Here is a 15,319-nt window from a genome sequence, read left to right as displayed (position 1 = left end):
AAAAATATTGCGCCCGGGTCTCCCGCCGCGCGCAGCGCCACGGCCGCTCCGGGCGGCATCGGCCCGGCAAACGGGATGCCACGGCACTGTTACCATCCCGCTGTGGCGGCGCCATCCCGCCGGGGACGTGACCGCGGGACAGAAGCGGAGGGCCTATCCATGACCGCACGCACAGCGGTGTTCACCACCGTCGACGAACTGGCGGCGACTCTCGAATCCGGTGCGCCCGTCACGCTGCTCGATGTCCGGTGGCGGCTCGACCGGCCCGACGGCCGCGCGGACTATCGCACCGGTCATCTCCCCGGCGCCGTCTACGTCGACCTCGATACCGGGTTGTCGGACCACTCGGTCACCGGGCGCGGGCGCCATCCGCTGCCCGACGGCCCCGCGCTGCAGCGTTATCTGCGGGCCAGGGGTGTGCGTGCGGGTGTGCCCATCGTGGCCTACGACGATTGGAATCGCGCCGGTTCGGCCCGCGCGTGGTGGGTTCTCACGGCCGCCGGGCTGACCGATGTCCGTATTCTCGACGGCGGTCTGGCGGCATGGCGGGATTCCGGCCGGCGACTCGAAACCGGTGAGGTGATTCCCGCCGCCGGTGATATCACCCTCACCCACGACGACCTGTACGCCGGCGCTCTCCGGGTCGCCGGCGAGGGAGACCTGCCCGGGCTCGTCGGGGCCGGCGGGTTGATCGACGTCCGGGCCCCGGAGCGGTATCGGGGCGAGAGCGAGCCGGTGGACCCGGTGGCCGGGCATATTCCCGGCGCCGTCAACGTCCCGGCCACCACGCTGCTCGATGCCACCGGCCGTCTCCTGCCGGACGACGAGATCGGGGCGCTCCTACCGCCTTCGGCGGCGGCATCGCCGCCCACCCTGTACTGCGGATCCGGCGTCACGGCGGCGATCGCGGTCGCCGCGCTGGCCGCCACCGGCCGGGATGCCGCCCTGTTCCCCGGATCCTGGTCGCAGTACAGCGCCGACCCGGCCAACCCCGTCGAACTCGGAGATGCGGGCGGCGGCTTCTAGGGTCGCGCCTTCCCGCGGGGCCGTTCGCCGATCCGGGCAATTGCGTTCGAGCTGAGCGCAATGGTGGGCCGCCGCCCCGTCGCGCGATTGGATCGACGGAGAGCTTCCGGAGGTGCACCATGACGACACAGGCAGCCGACACCGATCTCGACGCCTTCGGCGCCGAGTGGCGCGAATGGCACCGGCGGCACGAGGCGCAACTGGCCGATCCGCACGGATTCCTGGCCATTACGGGGCTGCACTGGCTTTCCGCGGCTCCGCAACGGTTCCCGGGCGCGCCCGGAACCTGGTCCACCGGCTCCGGCGGTGTGGTGGTCGATCTCGGTGACGATGAGGAACTGGTGATCGACGGGTCCCGGGTCCGGGGTACCCACCGATTCGGTGTCATTCCCGAACGAGGTGGGGTGAACGCCGTCTGGGGCGAAGCCGTGATCGAGGTCGCCCGGCGTGGCGGATACGACGTGGTGCGGCCACGCCACCCGGACAATCCGCTGCGGACCGGGTTCCGCGGCACACCGGCCTACGCGCCGGATCCGCGGTGGGTGTTCGAAGGGCGATACCTCGCATTTCCCGAACCCCGGCCGACCACCGTGGGCGCCGCCGTAGAAGGGCTGGAGCACGTCTACGACGCGCCCGGGCAGATCGAGTTCCTCCGGGACGGAGAGGTGCTGCGGCTCACCGCGTTCCCCGGTAAGACGCCCGGCGAGCTGTCGATCCTGTTCACCGATGCCACCTCGGGGGTCACGACCTACGCCGCCAACCGGGCGCTGCGGGTCCCCGCACCGGCCCCCGACGGCACCGTGATCCTGGACTTCAACCGCGCCGCCAATCTGCCCTGCGCCTACACCGATCTGGCGACCTGCCCGCTGCCGCCGGCGGAGAACCGGCTCCCGATCGCTGTCGAGGCGGGCGAGAAGATCCCCTATGAGCGCGGGTGAAGCCCGCGGCGCCGGGGCACCTACCATCACGACCCTGTCGTTCCTGACCCCGGGGAACTATCCCGACGACGATCCCGCCGCCGGACTCGAGGACACCCTGCGGCTGTTCGAGTTCGGTGAACGCCTCGGGTTCGACGGGGCCTGGATCCGGCAGCGCCATCTCGAGCACGGGGTCGGGTCGGCGGCGGTCTTCCTGGCCGCGGCGAGCCAGCGCACCCGCCGGATCCAGCTGGGAACCGCGGTGATTCCCATCGGCTACGAGAGTCCGTTCCGGCTGGCCGAGGATCTGTCCATGGCCGATGTGCTGTCCGGCGGCCGGTTGCAGCCCGGGTTCAGCGCCGGGACCCCGCCGCACGCGGACCTGATCGGCGACCTCGTCTTCGACGGCGACTGGCGCGGCTACGACCTTTCCTACGGACGGATCTCGCGGCTCGTCGCGAATCTGCGCGGCGATTATCTGGGCGATCCGGATACGGTCATCCACTCCCCCGGCAACACCCAGCGGCCCCGGCTGCAACCGTACAGTCCGGGCCTGGCCGATCGCCTCTGGTACGGCGGCGGCAGTACGCGCTCGGTGCGCTGGGCCGGCGAGAACGGTCTCAACCTCCTCACCGGCAATATCGTATTCGGCGAAACCACGGATGATTTCGGTGCCGCCCAGCTGGGACTGCTCGCGGAGTTCCGGCGCCGCGCCGGAACCGGCCGGCCGTCCCGGGTCGCGGTGGGCCGGGTGATCGTCCCGACCGACGGCGCCGATCGCGGCACCCGCGACCGGTACCGGCGGTACGCGGCCGGGCGATACGAGCGCACTCTCGCACCGCGGGGGGAACGCCGGATCCTGTTCGCACCGGATCTGGTCGGTTCGGCCGCGGAGATCGTCGATCGGCTGCACGCCGACCCCGTGCTCGCGCAGGCCACGGAACTACGTCTCGAACTGCCCTACGAATTCCACCGCGACGACTACGAGCAGATCCTGCACGACACCGTCGAACTCGTCGCGCCCGCGCTGGGGTGGCGGCCCGAACCCGGCGTCGTGCCGACCCTCAGTTCCGGATCAGCGTGATCGGGAGACCGTCCTTGGGGAACGGCAGTGAGTGATAGTCCATCGGCGGCACATAGCCGGGGTCCACGGTCCAGTGGTAGTCGCGCAGCAGCCGGTGCATGATCGCCTTGACCTCGAGGCCACCGAAGTACATTCCGATGCATTTGTGCACGCCGCCGCCGAACGGCTCCCAGGCGAACCGGTGCGTTTTGTCCTCGTGGCGATCCGGGCCGAACCGGTCGGGGTCGAAGGCCAGCGGGTCGGTCCAGTATTCCTCCATGAGATGGGTGAACTGGATACCGACGATGACATCGGTGCCGGCGGGGATCCGCACACCCTGGACCACCGTGTCCTTCACCGCGTAGCGGACCAGCACCGGAACCGGGGCCCGCAACCGGAGCGCCTCGCGCATCACCAGGTCGACGGAGACCAGTCCCTCCAGTTCGGACTTCGACGGCGCCGGGCCCAGCGCGAGCGCTTCGTCGCGGCACCGCTGCTGCCACTGCGGGTGCTGCCCGAGATACTGCAGGATGGTCGAGGTGGTGATGGTGGAGGTGTCGTGGGCCGCCATCATCAGGAAGATCATATGGTTCACGACGTCGTCGTCGCTGAACCGTTCGCCGTCCTCGGTCTCGACATGGCAGAGCACCGAGAAGATATCGTCGGTCTGCCGCGCGCGTTTGGCCGGCAGGTAGTGGCGCAGGAACCCCTCGAGTACCTTGCGACCGCGGTAGGCCCGGCCCCACCGGGTGAACGGCGCGTTGATCCGGACGATTCCGGCCGCGGCCTGGACACAGGCGATGAACGCCTTGTTGACCCGGTCCATCTCGGCCGGGCTCGTATCCTCGACACCGCCCATGAACAGGTCCGCGGCGATATCGAGGGTGAGCTGCTTGAGCTTCCAGTAGGACGGGAACTCCGTGCCCGCCGCCCAGTTCGCCACTCCGCGTTCGACGGCGGGGTGCAGCCGCTGGGTGTAGGCCTCGAGCCGGGACCGGGTGAACGCCTCCTGCATGATCCGCCGATGCGCGAGATGTTCCTCGAAATCGATCAGCATCAGGCCGCGGTCGAAGAACGGGCCCACGAGTTCGGACCAGGCCGGTTCGTTGGCGAACGCCTTGTCCTTGTTCTGCAGTGCCGCACCGCAGGCGTCGGCCCCGAGCAGCATCACGGCGTTCTTGCCGAGTGCGCGGAACGGCGCGACCGGACCGTAGCGTTCCCAGCGGCTCCGGCACAGCGCGACGGGGTCCTTGGCGTATTCCAGCACCTGCCCGAGCAGGGGCAGTCCGCCGTCGTCGCGGTGCCGAACCGGGATCGGCCGCGGCCCGGCGGCCTGGTCCGCCGTTCCCTCATGGGGTCCCAGGGTCTCGGCCGTCATGGTTCACCTCGCGCGTTCATGTGGTGCCGGTCACGTCAAGACTGATTCAGGAAGAGCCTCCTGTCAACCTTGACCGGCGGGTCGCTGTGGCATGCTGGCGGCATGGCCGTGCAATCAGGGGTCTACCGGGGCCTCAGTGCCGCCGAGCGCGCCACCGAGCGCCGCGCCCGGCTGCTCGAGGCCGCACTGACGGTCTGGTCGAATCCGGAATCCAAGACCACGATGACCGCGATCTGCACCGCGGCCGGGCTCAGCGAACGCTATTTCTACGAGAGCTTCTCCGGCCTGGACGCGGCACTGGAAGCGGTGATGAACGCGATCGCCGCCGAGATCGAGGAGACCAGCCGGCACGCCGCCGAGAACGCGGGCGCCGAACCCGAGGCGCGGGTGCGCGCCTCGCTCCACGCGTTCGTCCAGCTGCTGCTCGACGACCCCCGGAAGGGCCGGGTCGCGATCGTGGAATCGGTCGCGATTCCGAAACTGCGGCAACGCCGGACCGAACTTCTGCGCCATCTCGCCCACCAGTCCGCGCTCGAGGCGCGGGAATTCCTCGGCCCCCGGGGTCGCAGCGAGGACGACGACGAGACGGCCGGCCTGTTCTTCATCGGCGGGATGGCCGAACTGGTCACCGCCTGGCTCGACAACGCGGTCACCGCCTCGGCCGACGATATCGTCGACGCCGCCACCCGCGCCCTCCTCGGCCTCTATCACTGATCCATCGGACAGCGGATCGCGCGGTGGATCAATGCCATTCTTGCCATCTTTACAATCTTTGTGACCATAAACAACGAGGGCGATGTTCCGCCGTGTGGCAACCAATGGAATCCGGGCCCGAAATATGACCTCGGTCACAGCGGCGAGAGGGTAGACCCCACCAGCTACCCACCACGACCTGGAATCTCACCGATCCGGGAACCGAGCGGCCAACCTGGGCATATTTATTGACACACGATTTGTTGTGTATCTAATTTGGGCCCCGCCCCCGGGAAACACCCACGGGCACTTCGTATCGCCGGCCTCCCCGATCGCTGCGGCGGGTTCCCAGAGGCGCGTTCCGACTCGGTGACGCGAAGAGGTTCACGCGGCGGTTCGGAGGTCGGTCTTGTCCGGAATTTCACGGCGCACCTTCTTGGGTGGCTCCGCGGTAGCGACCGGAACAGCCCTCGCCGGGGCGGCAATCGCCCGGGCGGACACCACAATCCGCACACCCAGGCGGCGCACGCCGCTCGTGCGCGAGGACCATCGGGTGATCGTGATCGGATCCGGTTTCGGCGGTGGCGTCGCCGCATTACGGCTGGCGCGGGCGGGTGTACCGGTGGTGTTGCTCGAACGCGGCAGGCGGTGGCGCACCGGCCCCGGCGCCACCACCTTCCCCGACCCGGCCCAACCGGACAAGCGTATGCTTTGGCACGGTTCGGCGCCCCAATTGTTCGGTCGGCCGGTGGCATTCGATCCGTACCTGGGCCTCGTCGACGCGGTGGCCGGTGAGAACATGACGGCACTGTGCGCGGCCGGGCTCGGCGGCGGATCGCTGATCTATCAGGGCATGTCGCTACAGCCCTCGAAAGAGGTCTTCGGCACCCATCTCCCCGAGGACCTGGACTGGGATCTGATGAACCGGGTCCACTATCCGCGGGTCGCGCGAATGCTGCGGCTGGCGGTCGCGCCCGACGAATTGATCGCGCACCCCCACTACGCCGCCGCCCGGATATTCGCCCGCAATGCGCGCGCCCGTGGACTGCCGGTATCGAAGATCCCCATGCCGATCGACTGGAACTACGCGCTGGCCGAGACCCGCGGCGAGATGAAGCCGTCCTACACCGATGCCTCCGGCTCACTGGGGGTGAACAACGGGGGCAAACACTCCGTGGATGTCACCTATATCGCCGAAGCGGAGGACACCGGACTGGTCGATGTCCGGACCATGCACACCGTGACCGGAATCGAACGCGGCGCCGACGGGCGCTGGATCGTGCACGCCGACCGGACCGACGAATCCGCACGGATCCTGGAGCAGCGGATCCTCACCACCACCACACTGGTCCTGGCCGCCGGCAGTCTCGGCACCACCGATCTGCTGCTGCGGGCCGCGGCCGCGGGCGCGATCCCCGATATGCCCGACGCGCTGGGGTCCGGCTGGGGCACGAACGCGGATCGCATCTACACCTGGACCGATCTCGCCGAGGGATTCGGCGCCGCCCAGGGCGGCCCGGTGATCTACGGCAGCCTGAACTGGGACGATCCCGCGACGGCCCATACCGTGATCCAGGCGTCCATCCCGCCGCTGGGGATCGACGCCCACACCACGATGCTCGTCGGCTACGGAGTGAGCGACGCCCGTGGGCATTTCACCTACGACTCGGCTACCGATACCACCCGCCTGCGCTGGCCCGCCGACGGCGACGCGGCGATCCAGTACGGGCAGATCGAGAAAACCGTCCACGCCGTGGCGGGCCCCGCCTCGGTGATCGCCGATACCAACCGGGTGTTCCCCTCGACCTGGCACGGTCTCGGGGGCGCCTGTATGGGCCCGGTCTGCGATCTCGACGGCCGGGTGCTGGGTCAGCGGGGGCTGTACGTTCTCGACGGCGCGCTCCTGCCGGGTAACGCCGCGGCGTGCAATCCCTCGATGACCATCGCGGCAGTGGCCGAACGCGCGATGGACAATATCGTCGGCCGTGATGTGGGCACGGTGATCTGAGCCCCGGAGCGACGGGCCGGGACCGTTCAGCCCTTGCGGCCGACCGCGCCGTAGAGCACCAGCCGGGTATCGGGCAGATCGTCGCCGAGCCACCGCTGCAGCGGGACCACCCCGGGGTCCAGGTTCTCGAAACCGTCCAGGAACGAGGTCACCTCCTCGCGTGACCGGTATTTCACCTGCGAGGAGGTGTTCATCGCGTCTTTCGAGGTGCGCTCGATGATCTCCGGATGGCTGATATCGGCGCCGTGGGTGAAGGCCAGATAGCTGCCCGGGGCCAGGGCGTCACGATAGCGGGCGAGGATGCCGGCCGGATGTTCTTCGTCCATCACGAAATGCAGGACGCCGACCATCATCACCGCGACCGGTTCGGTGAAGTCGATCCCCGATTCGGAGGCGAGCCGTTCCAGCAATTCCGCGGGATGGCGCACGTCGGCGTGCAGGGCGCTCACCGCGGGGTGGTTGCCCATCAGGGCATTACAGTGCACGAAGACGACCGGATCGTTGTCGACATAGGCCACCCGCGCGTCCGGGTGGGTCTCGTGCGCCACCTCGTGCACGTTCGGGGAGGTCGGGATACCCGAGCCGAGGTCGACGAACTGCCGCACGCCCGCGGTGGCGGCCAGCCGTACCGCGTGCAGCAGGAAGTTGCGGCTGAACCAGGCCAGCGATTTGGTTTCCGGCGCCACGGCCAGTATCCGATGCGCGAGGGCGCGATCGACCTCGTAGTTGTCCTTACCACCCAGCAGGTAGTCGAACACCCGGGCCGAGCGCGGCTCGTGTGGATCCACCCCGCGCGGTGTGCGTTCCATTTCCGCCACGCTACCTCCGATTCCGGCCACCGGTCGTGGCGAATACCCCGCCCGTGCTCATACGCTCGAATCACCGCCCGCCGCGGTCCGTTCGGCCCGCGCCAGCAGCGCGTCAGCGACCGCACGGGGACGCCGGCCCAGACCGCAGGCACTGGCCACCCCGTCGACCGGGCGGCCCAGCGCGTCCTCGACCAGCGCCAGCAGACGCAATTGCTCGGCGTCGGTGGGAGTCTCGTGGACCACACCCGCGTAGAACGCGGTGTTCGCACCGAGCGCCAGTCCCCGCAGCGGCGCATAGAATTCCGGCCGATCCGGCGGCGGCACATCACCCGCGGCCAGTGGCGCGTGCAGGAATTCCAGCGGCCGGTCCGCGGGCCAGTGCCGCGCGATCGCGTTGGCGAGATCGACCAGTGGCCGGGTATCACGCAACGTGGCCCTGGCCTTGTTGTGCAGACTCCCCAGGCACAGATGCACACCGAACCGGGTGCCGGCCGGGGCGGCCGCGGCGATACCCGCGATACCCCGGGCCAGACCCAGCGCGAGGTCGGCCGGCCGGTGCAGCGGTTGCGCCGAAGCCATCAGCACCAGTTCCGCGGTCGCCTCGAGCTGGATCACCACCCCGTCACCGGCGAGTTCGCGGATCCGGGTGATCTCGCGGACGGTCGCGGCGGTGAAGACGGCGCGATGCCGGAGTACGCCGGTGACGCCCAAAGCGATGAAGGCGAGAGTGAAATCGGTGGGCATACCGATCTGCAGGGCGGTGCCCGGCGCCGCCCGGCCGGGGCACAGCTCCGCGAAGACCGGAAGCGCCTCCTCGGCTTCCCCCCGGTATCCGAGATCGAGGGCGTCGGCGACGAGGCGGCGGCCCCGGGGCACGCGGTGGCGGGTCCGGTCCCGGCTCGACCGCCACTCCCTGGGGCGGTCGACCTCCAGAACACCTCGCTCCACCAGGTTTTCGATAATCGGGCGGATATAGAATTCGTAGCGGCGCGTCTCCCCGGTCGGCAGGGTGCGCAGCCGCGGTCCGGCGGCGTCGAGCATGGCCCGCATCGCATCCTCGGTGGTGTCGGCCGGAAAACTCCCGACGAAATGCACGGCCCGCCTGTTCACGGTCGTATCGTAGCCCCGGAAGCCCTCACCTACCTGCCCGTGCGCGATTCGCTGTCCCGGTGCGCGGCATATCGTTCCGGGACCGCCGCCACGACACTCGTTGCGCGCCAAGGCGACCCCCATTAGGTTCCGTGAGCATGACTGCACAGAGCTTTCCGCGCGGCCGCATCCGGCGAGCGCTCCGTTCGCCGATCACCGCACGATTGCTGGCGACCCTGGTGGTCGCGGTGGCAGGACTGACACCGGGCGTCGCCCAGGCCGCCGAACCGGATCCCGGGCAGTGCGAGCCGGTTCCGTTCCGCACCGGCAGCGGCGCCACCCTGGCCACGACACTGTGTACTCCGGCCGGCGCGGCCACCGGCAAGGTCATGGTCCTGATGCCGGGTTCCAACTACAACCACACCTACTGGGATTTCCCGCACGCGCCCGAGACCTACAATTTCCGCCGCGCGATGAACGCCGCGGGATTCGCCACCCTCGTCGTCGACCGGGCGGGGACCGGCACGAGTTCCCGCCCGGCCAGTACCGGGGTCACCGCCACCGCCGATGCCCAGGCGCTGCACGAACTCGTGGGCGCCCTGCGCGCGGGGTACGCGGGGGCCGACCCCTTCGATACGGTCGTCACCGGCGGGCATTCGCTCAGTTCCGGTGTGGCCGTGCTGGAGGCGACCACCCACCACGATGTCGACGGCGTGCTGCTCACGGGCTATTCGCACAGTCTGAACGTGCCCGGCGCACTGGGCATCATCGGCACCTACCAACCCGCCGAACAGGATGCCGCGTTCACCGGCCGTGGTTACGACACCGGATATCTCACCACGCGGCCCGGTACCCGTGAACGTTCCTTCCACGCGCCCGCGACCTCCGATCCGGCGGTGGTGGCCGTCGACGAGGCGACCAAGGACGTGTTCTCCGCGGCGGAGTATCCCGACGGGCTGACCTCGACCCTGCCGCCCATGTCGACGGAGATCACGGTGCCGGTTCTGGTGGTCAACGGCAGCGCCGACGTGCTGTGTTCGAACGCCTGTGCCGATACGGCGACCCTGCAGGCCGCCGAGGCCCCGCATTTCGCACCCGAGGCCCGGCTGCGGGCGTTCGTTCTGCCCGGTAGCGGGCACTCGGTCAATCTCGCGCGTAATACCGCCGACTACCGGGCAGTCGTGCGGGACTGGATGGACTCGATCCCCGGCTGACCGGATCCGGGACGCGTCACCGGGCCCGCGCCCGCGCTAACGGGTGGGCGGCAGCGGTCCGCCGGACCGCTCGGCCGCTTCGCGCAGCGTCCGGAACTCGGCGGCCAGCGCGTCCAGTGTGTAGTGCGCGTTGAGTCCGCTCGGGTTCGGCAGTACCCAGACCTCGGTCTCGCCCAGTCCGCCAGGCTGGGGCCCGACACCGGTTCGCGGACGACCGAACGCGGTGCGGTAGGCCCCCAGACCCAGCACCGCGAGAATGCGTGGCCGGTAGCGCGTCACGCGGTCCACGAGCGCGCGGCCGCCGTCCCGCAATTCCTGTGTGGTCAACTCCTGCGCCTTCGCCGTGGTACGGGGAACGACATTGGTGATACCCAGACCCAGCGCCGGTAGCGCGTCCTGTTCATCGGGGCGCAGCAGCCGCGGCGTGAACCCCGACCGGAACAGCGCGGGCCAGAAACGATTTCCCGGCCGGGCGAAATGATGGCCCGTCGCACCGGACCACAGCCCCGGGTTGATACCGCAGAACAGCACCCGCAGATCGGCGGCCAGGACATCGGGAATCGTCGACCCCGCCGCGGCGGTCAGGTCGGCCGGGGTGGGGCGATAGCCGCCGGACGGTGCCATCCCCTCAGTCTGCCCGATCGGCGACCGGAGTCCGGGCGCCGCCCGCCCCGCCGCCCCGGCGCGTGCGCACTGCGCGAATCGGGCGGCCGCCTCGTCCGGCTCCCGGCGGACCGGTCGTAGAATCGGAGTCGGTTGTCGACGGCAGGATGCGCACCCGCCGCGACCGCCCCGTTTCCGGGCCCGTTCTCCGGGCGCATGGTCGTTGTCGAAACCCTGTCCGCCGATTCGATCGGAAGGTGGTTCGGTGATGCGAACCGAGGGAGACGCGTGGGATATCGTCACCGGTGTCGGGCTCACCGCCTTGGGCGTGGCCACTTTCCGGGCCCTGGAATCGGCGCTGCCCGATCCACTGATTCGTGACGACTACGCGGCATTGTTCGTCCGGGCCGCGGGTGAACCCCATTTCCTGGACATACTGCGCGACCCACCGAAGGTCGCGGGCCGATCCCTGGTTCCGGGCTTCATGGGGCTGCGGACCAGGTTCTTCGACGAGTACTTCCTCGCGGCCGTCGAGGCCGGGGCCGGCCAGGCGGTGATCCTGGCGGCCGGGCTCGACGCCCGGGCCTATCGGCTCGACTGGCCCGCGGGCACCGTCGTCTTCGAAATCGACCAGCCCAAAGTGCTCGAATTCAAGGACCGCGTGCTCGCCGATCACGCCGCGGCGCCGCGGGCGCAGCGGCGGACGGTCGCCGTCGATCTCCGCGACGACTGGCCGGCCGCACTCGTCTCGGCCGGGTTCGACCCGGATACCGCCACCGCGTGGTCGGCCGAAGGGCTGCTCCCCTACCTGCCGGGCGCGGCGCAGGACGCCCTGTTCGACCGTATCCGCGACCTCTCGGCGCCCGGCAGCCGATTCGCGGTCGAGACCGCCCCGTCCGGCGCGGTGGCGGGGAACTTCGCGAACCTCGAGGCGAAGTACTTCGACAAGAACCCGTTCGGCGATATCGACCCGACCGAGCTCTTCTACCACGACGAGCGCAGCGATCCCGCGCAGTGGCTGACCGATCACGGCTGGGCGGTACAGGCCACCGGTTCGGCCGAACTGGCCGACGCCTACGGCGTGACGCTGCCCGAACTTCCCGAGGAGCTGGAGCAGCAGTGGCAGCGCCCGCGATACCTGTCGGCGGCCTACGACACCACGGCGCCGGAGCCGGAGAACTCCGCCGGCTCGGTCTAGCTCTTCAGGGCGCGGTCGAAGAGCTCTCGGAGTTCCAGGTAGTGCCGCTCGGCACCCGCTTCGTGATACATGGAGGTATCGGCCATGGTGTACCCGTGCGGCGCGTCGGGGTAGACCGCGGTCCGATGGTCCACACCGGCCGCCACGAGCGCGGCGTCGAAGGCCGCGGCCTGTTCCGGGGTGTTGCTCGGATCGTTGTCGGCGTGCCCGGCCAGGACCGCGGCCCGCACCCGGGGCACCTCGTGGTGCGGGCTGTCGGGACCATCGGTGACCAGGCCACCGGTGTGGAACAGCCCGATCGCGGCGACCTCGGCGGGCCGGTGCGCCGCCAGCACGAGCGCGGCCCGGCCGCCGAAGCAGTAGCCGGTCGCACCGACCTGGGTTCCGGTCACCCCGGGCAACCCGTGCAGGGTCGACAGCCAGGTCTCACCGTCGGCACGCAGCAGATCCGGTGTCAGGGCCGCGATCCGCGCGCCGACGCCCGAGGCGAAGAACGCCACGCGATTGTCCGGATCACGGAGATCGGTGGTGGGTGCGAGATCGGCGGCCCGGCCGTCGCGCCAGAAGATATTCGGCGCCAGTACGACATAACCCCAGGCGGCGATCCGGTCGGCGATCTGTTCGATCTGCGGCCGCAGGCCGATGGCATCGGGATACAGGAGAACACCCGGACCGGCGCCTCCCGCCACATACGCTTCGGCAACTCCGGCGGGCAGTGCAATCTCGATCGTCGTCACGCCTCGACCCTAGCCAGCGGAACGGGCCGGGGCCGCCGGACCCCGTGACGCCGCGGAGATCAACGGCGTCACGGGTCGGGTTTCGCGGTCAGGGAATGACGACCGGCCCGGCCACCGGCGCCGGCTCGTCGGCCCAGCGGTGCCCGGACTCCCGCGGGGTGAGACCCTCGTCCGTCCACGCGGCCAGCAGCAGCGCGACCTTGGTGTGCATGATGGTGCGCAGCCGGTCGAAGGAGTTCTCCGGGTTGTCGTCGACCTCACCGAGCAGCAGCCACCACGCCCACGCCACCGCTCCGGCGTTCGCCACGAAATCCGGCAGGACCGGGATGCCGCGGGCGGCCAGCATGGCCTCCGCCTCCGGCGTGGTGGCGGCGTTCGCGGCCTCGACCACGACATGTGCACGGACGTCGAACGAGTTGTCCGGGGTGATCGCATAGGAGATCGCCGCCGGCACCAGGATGTCGACCTCCGCGGAGAGGATGGCGGTGCGCGGCAGCAGCTCGATGCCCGCGGGCAGCCGGGAACGATCGATTTCGCCGAAACCGTCGCGCAGGTCGAGCAGGGCCGGGATATCAAGCCCGTCGTCGCAGTGCAGGGTGCCGGCGGCATCGGCCACGGTGGTGACCTTCATACCGGCCTCGTGCAGGTAGTAGGCCGCCGCTCCGCCCATGGTGCCCACGCCCTGGATCGCGACCGTGGTGTCGGCCGGGCCCTTGCCCCGCCACACCGCCGCGGCGAGACAGGCGTGCGCGACGCCGTAGCCGCCGATCACATCGCCCAGCAGGAAGCCGCCGTCGACCGCGGCGTTCAGGCCTTTGCGGACGCGTTCGAGGGTCGCCACCGGGTCGGCCGCGCGGCTGATCGCGGCATGGTAGCTCTGCCCCATCCCCAGCTTCTCGAAGACTTCGTCGATGAGGTGCTGCGGGACCCCCAGATCCTCGGCCGTGACCCAGTGCGAGTCGATCCACGGGCGCATGGCCTCGCAGAACCGCTCGAGCACCTCGACGGCACGGGGATCCTTGGGATCGAAATCGATCCCGCCCTTGGCGCCGCCGACCGGCAGATCGAAGGTGGCCGTCTTGTTGGCCATGCCACGGGCCAGATCCTCCACCTCGTGCACCGTGCATCCGGCGCGCATCCGGGTACCGCCGGTCGCCAGGCCCGCTCGCAACGTGTGGACGACGAGATAGCCGACCGCGCCGGTCACCGAATCCGTCCAGTGCAGCCGCATATACGGTTCGGAACGGCGGATCGCGGGGGCGACGGCGACAGCCGCGGGGATGGTCGGAACGGTGTGCGTGGCCACCTGCGGTGTGCCCCCGGCCGGGTCCTGAATCGTCGTCACGGCGAACCCCTCCTCTTCAAGTTCATGTTTGGCGCCACCACCCGCAGGGAATTACCCGAGTAGCGAGAGTCCCTGCCCGGACCTCGTCGTCCCCGGCCGATGGCTGTGCATCCGGTTCACCCAGCGTGCATTCGCACCCTGCCGCGCGTCTATTTACGGTTCGTTCACGGCAGTGTTCAGTACTCCTGCACAACGCTTACGCTCATGGGTATGGACCTTTCGCTGGCCCGATTGCGAATGCTGCGTGAGCTGCACCGACGCGGCACCATCACCGCGGCCGCGACGGCCCTGCACTACACCGCCTCCGCGGTGTCCCAGCAGCTCGCGCAGCTGGAACGCGATGTCGGCACCAGACTTTTCGAACGCCGGGGCCGCCGGGTGCAGCTCACCGATCTGGGTGTGCTGCTCGCCGAGCACGCGGAGGAGATCCTCGCCTCGGTCGAACGCGCCACCCAGGCCCTCGAGGAGGCCGGCGAATCGGTGACGGCCAAGATCACGGCCGGCGTGTGGGCCTCGGTCGCCTCCGGCCTGCTGCCCGACGCGCTCAACGCGCTCGCCCGCACCCATCCGGGCATCCTGGTCCGCACGAAGGAACTCGCACCGGAGGCCACCGCCGCGGCCGTCCTGGACGGCACCCTCGATCTGTCCTTCGTACTCGACTACTCGAATTCTCCGATGACCTGGGACCGCGGGCTGGAGCGGGCGGTCATCGCGGTCGAGCGGTTACACGCCGCCGTGCCGGCCGGGGCGGTGCCCGCGGCCAGTGTGACGCTGGCCGAACTGTCGGAGCATCCGTGGATCCTCGCTCCCGCGCGATCGCATTTCGGGCATTCGGCGCGACTGGCGTTCCAGACCGCGGGCCTGGAACCGCGGATCCACCACGAGGTGGAGGAGCAGGCGACCGCAATGGCCATGGTCGCGGCGGGCCTGGGAGTGACGCTGGTATCGGATCTGGGCCTGGCGCTGCGCCCGCCGGGAGTATCGGTCGTCGCGCTCGGTGATGTCCTCACCCGGACCGTTTCGCTGGCCTACCGCACCAATACGGCGCGGCGAGCGGCGCTGCTGCTGGTCGTGGACGCGATCCGCACCGCGGCGGCGGAGAAGGGCCTGGGCGCCGATACGGCGCTGCCCGCGCCCACCACCGAACCGGCGGCGCCCGCCGCCGCCCCGGACGAAACCGCCGGCGGCCGCCTGGCGTTCGGGTGAATCCGTCCCGCCACGCCGCCGGTCCGGTCTCCC

General features: G+C 69.9%; 14 protein-coding genes. 8 read left to right on the top strand and 6 right to left on the bottom strand.

Annotation, left to right across the window (positions count from 1 at the left end; all coding sequences use genetic code 11):
- Positions 1 to 159 precede the first annotated feature (159 nt).
- The 3 genes from ACZ6SF_RS05660 to ACZ6SF_RS05650 all read left to right on the top strand — a co-directional run bounded on the left by ACZ6SF_RS05660 (position 160) and on the right by ACZ6SF_RS05650 (position 3,027).
- Positions 160 to 1,026 carry a sulfurtransferase gene (locus tag ACZ6SF_RS05660; RefSeq protein WP_466060787.1) on the top strand — a complete coding sequence of 289 codons (867 nt, stop codon included), beginning with the start codon at positions 160 to 162 and terminating at the stop codon, positions 1,024 to 1,026.
- A gap of 119 nt (positions 1,027 to 1,145) precedes the next feature.
- Positions 1,146 to 1,964 (top strand): DUF1684 domain-containing protein, encoded by an 819-nt coding sequence (locus ACZ6SF_RS05655; RefSeq protein ID WP_466060786.1) that lies wholly within the window; start codon positions 1,146 to 1,148, stop codon positions 1,962 to 1,964.
- Entirely contained in the window at positions 1,951 to 3,027 is a 1,077-nt protein-coding gene (locus tag ACZ6SF_RS05650) for an LLM class flavin-dependent oxidoreductase (RefSeq protein ID WP_466060785.1), read from the top strand. The genes ACZ6SF_RS05655 and ACZ6SF_RS05650 overlap by 14 nt, the downstream gene beginning before the upstream one ends.
- Here ACZ6SF_RS05650 and ACZ6SF_RS05645 read toward each other — a convergent pair.
- Positions 3,008 to 4,384 carry a cytochrome P450 gene (locus ACZ6SF_RS05645; protein ID WP_466060784.1) on the bottom strand — a complete coding sequence of 459 codons (1,377 nt, stop codon included), beginning with the start codon at positions 4,382 to 4,384 and terminating at the stop codon, positions 3,008 to 3,010. The two genes, ACZ6SF_RS05650 and ACZ6SF_RS05645, sit on opposite strands and share 20 nt — an antisense overlap.
- A gap of 102 nt (positions 4,385 to 4,486) precedes the next feature.
- On the opposite strand from ACZ6SF_RS05645, the gene ACZ6SF_RS05640 reads away from it, so the two are divergent.
- Complete coding sequence (locus ACZ6SF_RS05640; protein WP_466060783.1) at positions 4,487 to 5,098, top strand: TetR/AcrR family transcriptional regulator; 612 nt, start codon at positions 4,487 to 4,489, stop codon at positions 5,096 to 5,098.
- Between the two features lie 388 nt (positions 5,099 to 5,486).
- A complete protein-coding gene (locus ACZ6SF_RS05635) occupies positions 5,487 to 7,085 on the top strand; it encodes a GMC oxidoreductase (RefSeq protein WP_466060782.1) in 1,599 nt (532 codons plus the stop codon).
- Between the two features lie 26 nt (positions 7,086 to 7,111).
- On the opposite strand, the gene ACZ6SF_RS05630 is transcribed toward ACZ6SF_RS05635, so the two are convergent.
- Both ACZ6SF_RS05630 and ACZ6SF_RS05625 read right to left on the bottom strand, forming a co-directional pair.
- Positions 7,112 to 7,894 carry an SAM-dependent methyltransferase gene (locus ACZ6SF_RS05630; RefSeq protein ID WP_466060781.1) on the bottom strand — a complete coding sequence of 261 codons (783 nt, stop codon included), beginning with the start codon at positions 7,892 to 7,894 and terminating at the stop codon, positions 7,112 to 7,114.
- A 57-nt stretch (positions 7,895 to 7,951) separates the two neighbouring features.
- A complete protein-coding gene (locus tag ACZ6SF_RS05625) occupies positions 7,952 to 9,004 on the bottom strand; it encodes a hypothetical protein (RefSeq protein ID WP_466060780.1) in 1,053 nt (350 codons plus the stop codon).
- A 137-nt stretch (positions 9,005 to 9,141) separates the two neighbouring features.
- Between ACZ6SF_RS05625 and ACZ6SF_RS05620 the strand changes: the two genes are divergently transcribed.
- On the top strand, positions 9,142 to 10,197 hold the full coding sequence (locus ACZ6SF_RS05620; protein WP_466060779.1) for an alpha/beta hydrolase: 1,056 nt from the start codon (positions 9,142 to 9,144) through the stop codon (positions 10,195 to 10,197).
- 36 nt (positions 10,198 to 10,233) lie between these two features.
- Here the strand turns inward: ACZ6SF_RS05620 and mug are convergent, their stop codons facing one another.
- On the bottom strand, positions 10,234 to 10,821 hold the full coding sequence (gene mug, locus ACZ6SF_RS05615; protein ID WP_466060778.1) for a G/U mismatch-specific DNA glycosylase: 588 nt from the start codon (positions 10,819 to 10,821) through the stop codon (positions 10,234 to 10,236).
- A 247-nt stretch (positions 10,822 to 11,068) separates the two neighbouring features.
- On the opposite strand from mug, the gene ACZ6SF_RS05610 reads away from it, so the two are divergent.
- Entirely contained in the window at positions 11,069 to 11,998 is a 930-nt protein-coding gene (locus tag ACZ6SF_RS05610; protein WP_466060777.1) for a class I SAM-dependent methyltransferase, read from the top strand.
- On the opposite strand, the gene ACZ6SF_RS05605 is transcribed toward ACZ6SF_RS05610, so the two are convergent.
- Positions 11,995 to 12,735, bottom strand: coding sequence for a dienelactone hydrolase family protein (locus tag ACZ6SF_RS05605; protein WP_466060776.1), 741 nt, complete (start codon positions 12,733 to 12,735; stop codon positions 11,995 to 11,997). The genes ACZ6SF_RS05610 and ACZ6SF_RS05605 overlap by 4 nt on opposite strands.
- Positions 12,736 to 12,823: 88 nt before the next feature.
- Positions 12,824 to 13,966 (bottom strand): Glu/Leu/Phe/Val dehydrogenase dimerization domain-containing protein, encoded by a 1,143-nt coding sequence (locus ACZ6SF_RS05600; protein WP_466061353.1) that lies wholly within the window; start codon positions 13,964 to 13,966, stop codon positions 12,824 to 12,826.
- A 324-nt stretch (positions 13,967 to 14,290) separates the two neighbouring features.
- Here ACZ6SF_RS05600 and ACZ6SF_RS05595 point away from each other — a divergent pair, with 324 nt between their 5' ends.
- Positions 14,291 to 15,286 (top strand): LysR family transcriptional regulator, encoded by a 996-nt coding sequence (locus tag ACZ6SF_RS05595; protein WP_466060775.1) that lies wholly within the window; start codon positions 14,291 to 14,293, stop codon positions 15,284 to 15,286.
- The last annotated feature ends 33 nt before the right edge of the window (positions 15,287 to 15,319 follow it).

Source organism: Nocardia sp. NPDC049935, from assembly GCF_055586645.1.
The sequence above is the reverse complement of the archived record's forward strand: the minus strand, read 5'-3'. Positions and strand labels throughout refer to the sequence as shown.

Excerpts from the sequence above, each read along its gene's own strand:
- ACZ6SF_RS05660 (WP_466060787.1), top strand. The coding sequence starts at position 160 with ATGACCGCACGCACAGCGGTGTTCACCACCGTCGACGAACTGGCGGCG.
- ACZ6SF_RS05620 (WP_466060779.1), top strand. The coding sequence starts at position 9,142 with ATGACTGCACAGAGCTTTCCGCGCGGCCGCATCCGGCGAGCGCTCCGT.
- ACZ6SF_RS05610 (WP_466060777.1), top strand. The coding sequence starts at position 11,069 with ATGCGAACCGAGGGAGACGCGTGGGATATCGTCACCGGTGTCGGGCTC.
- ACZ6SF_RS05655 (WP_466060786.1), top strand. The coding sequence starts at position 1,146 with ATGACGACACAGGCAGCCGACACCGATCTCGACGCCTTCGGCGCCGAG.
- ACZ6SF_RS05630 (WP_466060781.1), bottom strand. The coding sequence starts at position 7,894 with ATGGAACGCACACCGCGCGGGGTGGATCCACACGAGCCGCGCTCGGCC.
- ACZ6SF_RS05650 (WP_466060785.1), top strand. The coding sequence starts at position 1,951 with ATGAGCGCGGGTGAAGCCCGCGGCGCCGGGGCACCTACCATCACGACC.
- mug (WP_466060778.1), bottom strand. The coding sequence starts at position 10,821 with ATGGCACCGTCCGGCGGCTATCGCCCCACCCCGGCCGACCTGACCGCC.
- ACZ6SF_RS05640 (WP_466060783.1), top strand. The coding sequence starts at position 4,487 with ATGGCCGTGCAATCAGGGGTCTACCGGGGCCTCAGTGCCGCCGAGCGC.
- ACZ6SF_RS05595 (WP_466060775.1), top strand. The coding sequence starts at position 14,291 with ATGGACCTTTCGCTGGCCCGATTGCGAATGCTGCGTGAGCTGCACCGA.
- ACZ6SF_RS05645 (WP_466060784.1), bottom strand. The coding sequence starts at position 4,384 with ATGACGGCCGAGACCCTGGGACCCCATGAGGGAACGGCGGACCAGGCC.
- ACZ6SF_RS05600 (WP_466061353.1), bottom strand. The coding sequence starts at position 13,966 with ATGCGGCTGCACTGGACGGATTCGGTGACCGGCGCGGTCGGCTATCTC.